2 protein-coding genes are annotated in these 4,367 nt (G+C 34.1%); both read left to right on the top strand.

Annotated elements, in window-relative coordinates; genetic code table 11:
- Positions 1–2,266: type ISP restriction/modification enzyme (locus tag NPX99_RS08340; RefSeq protein WP_329957952.1), on the top strand; the 2,266-nt coding region annotated here is incomplete at its 5' end.
- A gap of 1,411 nt (positions 2,267–3,677) precedes the next feature.
- On the top strand, positions 3,678–4,367 hold a 690-nt coding region (locus NPX99_RS08335), incomplete at its 3' end, for a hypothetical protein (RefSeq protein WP_269031376.1).

The raw sequence follows: 4,367 nt of genomic DNA, 5'->3' as shown, positions 1-4,367 counted from the left end.
TGTTGATGATGTTTTACGCAAAGAATTTGGCAAGAGCTTGGGATCACGTGGTGTTTCTATTCTTGACCCCTTTACGGGAACAGGTACCTTTATCACACGGCTTTTACACTCTAATCTGATAAAACCGGAAGATATGGAATATAAATACCGTTACGATATCCATGCCAATGAGATTGTTTTACTAGCCTATTATATTGCTGCCATAAATATTGAAGCAACCTATCATGGTCTTACGAAAAGTAATTATATTTCCTTCAAACATATTGGCTTAACCGATACGTTTCAGATGGTTGAAAAGCAAGATCTGATGAAAGGTTTACTAGAGGAAAACAGTGCCTATTTGGAACTTCAAAAAAAGCTGAATATCGAAGTTATCTTTGGTAATCCACCTTATTCTTTGAGACAAAAAAGTGCAAATGATAATGCAAAAAATACTCCTTACCCGCTCTTAGATAAACGTATCAGTGAAACTTATGCTGCGCAATCTGCATCAATCAATATGCAAGCGCTTTATGATAGTTATATTCGTGCTATTCGCTGGGCTAGTGACCGTATAAAAAACCGTGGTGTTATTGGTTTTGTGACAAATGCGGGTTTTGTAGATACTAAATCTATGGATGGCTTACGTAAATGCCTTGTAGAGGAATTTAGCAGCCTTTATATTTTCCATTTGCGTGGTAATCAACGAACATCTGGAGAGCTTTCTCGAAAAGAAGGTGGAAAAATTTTTGGTTCCGGATCTCGAGCTCCCATTGCCATCTCTATTCTTGTAAAAAATCCAGAATCCAAACAGCATGGGAAAATATATTTCTATGGTGTTGAAGATTATCTCACAAGAGAAAAAAAGCTTAAGTCAATTAAGGAGTTTGGTAGCATTGAGGGTATTACACGGAGTAAACATGGTTGGCAAATCATTACACCAGACAAGCATGGTGATTGGCTGGGTCAAAGGGATGACAGTTTTAAGACATTTCTAGCTATGGGTGTAAAGGAAGGTCATGGTAAAAAGCTCTTTGATACTTACTCTTGTGGTATTTCAACCAATCGTGATGCATGGGCATATAACTCAAGTCGTAAGATTTTAGAAAAAAATATGGATAATATGATCATCTTCTATAATAGCGAAGTAGAACGTTTTAATAATATCTATTCATATTCTAATCGAAAAATCCGTACCAAAGCTGTAGACAAATTCGTCAATTCTGATGCGAAAAAAATAAGTTGGAGTCGTGCACTTAAACAAAAATTGGTAAAAGAAAATATTTTTAAATTTGAAGAGGCATGTCTTATACAAAGTTTGTATCGTCCTTTTACGAAACAGTGGCTTTATTATAATCGTAGCTTCAATGAGTTGGTTTATCAAATGCCGAGTATATTTCCTATGGGAAAAGTCACTGAAAATAAGATAATACAAATTACAGGTACAGGAGTAAAAAACAGCTTTTCTGCTTTAATGAGCAAAGTTTTGCCCGACAGTAATATGATGAATGCTAGTCAATGCTTTCCATTGTACCTTTACGAAGGTGTTGTGGTTTCAAAAGATAAAAATGAAAAACAGTCTCATTTATTTGCAAACTCTACAGAAGAAACCAAAGCTGCTGGTTTACAACGCCGTGATGCCATCACTGATGAAGGATTAACACATTTTAAAGCTGCTTATCCTCATGAAACCATAACGAAAGATGATATCTTCTATTATGTTTACGGTCTTTTACATTCAGAAGATTATCGTGCTCGTTATGCTGATAACCTCTCTAAAGAGCTCCCTCGCATCCCTTGCGTAAAGAGTGCTGAAGATTTTTGGATGTTTGTTACAGCAGGGCGTGAATTAGGAAATTTACACGTCAATTATGAAACTGTAGAACCTTATCCTGTGACCTTTAAAAAAGGTGACCCTAAACTTACAGATATTTCTAACCCCGAAAAGTTTTATTACGTTACAGAAATGAAATTTGCTGGGAATAGTAAGGACAAGGATAAATCTACAGTTATTTACAACAGCAATATCACAATAACAGATATACCTCTTGAAGCTTATGCGTATATCGTGAATGGTAAACCTGCTCTTGAATGGGTTATGGGGCGTCAATGCGTCAAGACTGATAAAAAGAGTGGCATTGTGAATGATGCCAATTGCTATGCTGTTGAAACCATTGGCAACCCTGCTTATCCATTGGAATTGTTCCAAAGGGTTATTACAGTAAGTTTAGAAACAATGAAAATCGTTAAGAACCTCCCCAAATTGGAATTAAGGGAAACTGAATAGACTTATAAAGCATGCTCACATTTCACATGATGGGTATGCACATCTTACAAGGGGTATAGAGTTTATATCTATACCTCTTTTGTTATAAGGAATGATTTATCATACGTTCTTCTCAAAAGAGAAGCCTTGCACTTTTAAACACTTTCATATTGCCTTTAAAAGATTATATCGCAATTTAAAATGATACCATCATATCTTTCAAACGTTCTCTTTAAAGAGAATTATGACTATTGATAGGTTGTATTTATCAATAGAGATTATTTTTTTAACCATTGATAAGACTTAATATATTGAAAAATAATGTTTTTTGTCTTTTTAGTGTTTTTTATCTAAAAACACGAACCTTCAAAACTCAAAACCCCCTTTAATTCGATAAGTTACTCTTGATAACATAGCTCATAACCATCTCTTGTCTTTTGAAAGGCTTTAAAGAACCATATGGCTCTCATAAGACATGGTTTAAACACTCACTCAAATCATAAAAGAATTGTCTGTTAAATTTACTGACAAAAATTGACAAAAGCAGACAAAACGCGTGTCATTAATTGTCTATTTTACTCACATGGCTTTTATACGTGATGTTACAAAATTTTGAAAAAAACTAACCTATTGAAATATAATGTTTTTATTTTTATCTCAATTTTTTTAAATGGAAGGGGGGTAAATCAACAGACAAAACTAAAAAAAGAGACAAAATCCCATAAAAAGGTATTTTGATAATGGTATAAGAATTCAATAGGTATCTTTAGATCTTCTTATAACAAATCAAAACCGCATGATCATATTATCCTTTGTTATATAAAAATGATGCAATGGTTATAGAGAATGAATCAAAAGCGCTGGTTATAAAGGCGCGGTGCTTATTAAGGCGTCTTTAGTGAATTGCTTATAACAAAATTCACAAAAAATATTCACAAGGCATTCAATAAAAATAATCATGCTTTATAAAGTTAAAAATACGCATCATAAGAAGCGTTTTTAGTTCTTATGAAGTTTAAAAGAGAAAATAACGCCATTGCGTAATATAGAGTCAAATAGAGTCAATAAAATAGCAAATATTAATAAGCATATGATGCATATTTATACACAATATGATAAAAAATAATTATAAAAAAATACAAAAAACAGCAAAATATAATTGACAATAAATACGTATTTTGATATATAAATAATCAAGTGCTAGAAACACTTTTGATAAGCGGATAGGTTACGAAACAGCCTCTCCCATGCCTTTAAAAACTGACTGTCTTTTATGCTCTTGTTAGTATATGAAGATTCTGTCGGGTGTGGTTATGCCATACAATACTCCTTTTATGGAGGAAAACATAACGACGGACTTATCACCGTGTTTCTACCACCCGGCGCCTTTATAGGGTTGTCAATAGAAACTTTATGATAAGGAGACACTAGCATGGTTGCTACTGTTAATAAGAAAACATCATCCAAAAAATATGAGTTCACATATGATATGCAATGCGTCAATGGTCACTTATTGTACCGTATACGTGCTTTAAAAGACTTTGGTGATGTCAAAAAAGGTGATCTCGGGGGCTATATCGAAAAGCAAAGCAACCTATCTCACAAAGGAGATTGCTGGGTTTATGGTGATGCTCGTGTTTTTCAAAATGCTCGTGTCTTTGGGAATGCGAAAGTAAAGGGTTATTTTGTTGATGTTTATGGCAAGGCAAAAATTTATGGCAATGCTATTTTCGAAGGTCGTACAATAAATGATTATTGTGAGGTTTATGGCAATGCCCATGTTAGCAACGCCGTGGTTATTGAAGGCAATGCAAAAATTTATGATAACGCCTGTGTAACGAATTATGCTCATATTTCTGATGATAGCGTCATTTGTGGTGATGCTCATGTCGGGGGCAATGCAAAAATAAGTGATGGTGCTTATATTTGTGATGAATCGCGTGTATTCGATGATGCTGTGGTTTGTGGCGCTCTTGTCTCAGGGGATTCTTATATCCATAGCGCCGCCTCTTTAACTGAAGATGATCAAATTTATAGTGAGGCAATTCCACGTTTTGGTAGTAAAGATGATTATTACCGTCATGAATATTATGATGATTATGGTTATGATGATGATTACGAA

Source organism: Bartonella sp. 220B (assembly GCF_026930205.1).
GTDB lineage: Bacteria > Pseudomonadota > Alphaproteobacteria > Rhizobiales > Rhizobiaceae > Bartonella.
The sequence above is the reverse complement of the archived record's forward strand: the minus strand, read 5'-3'. Positions and strand labels throughout refer to the sequence as shown.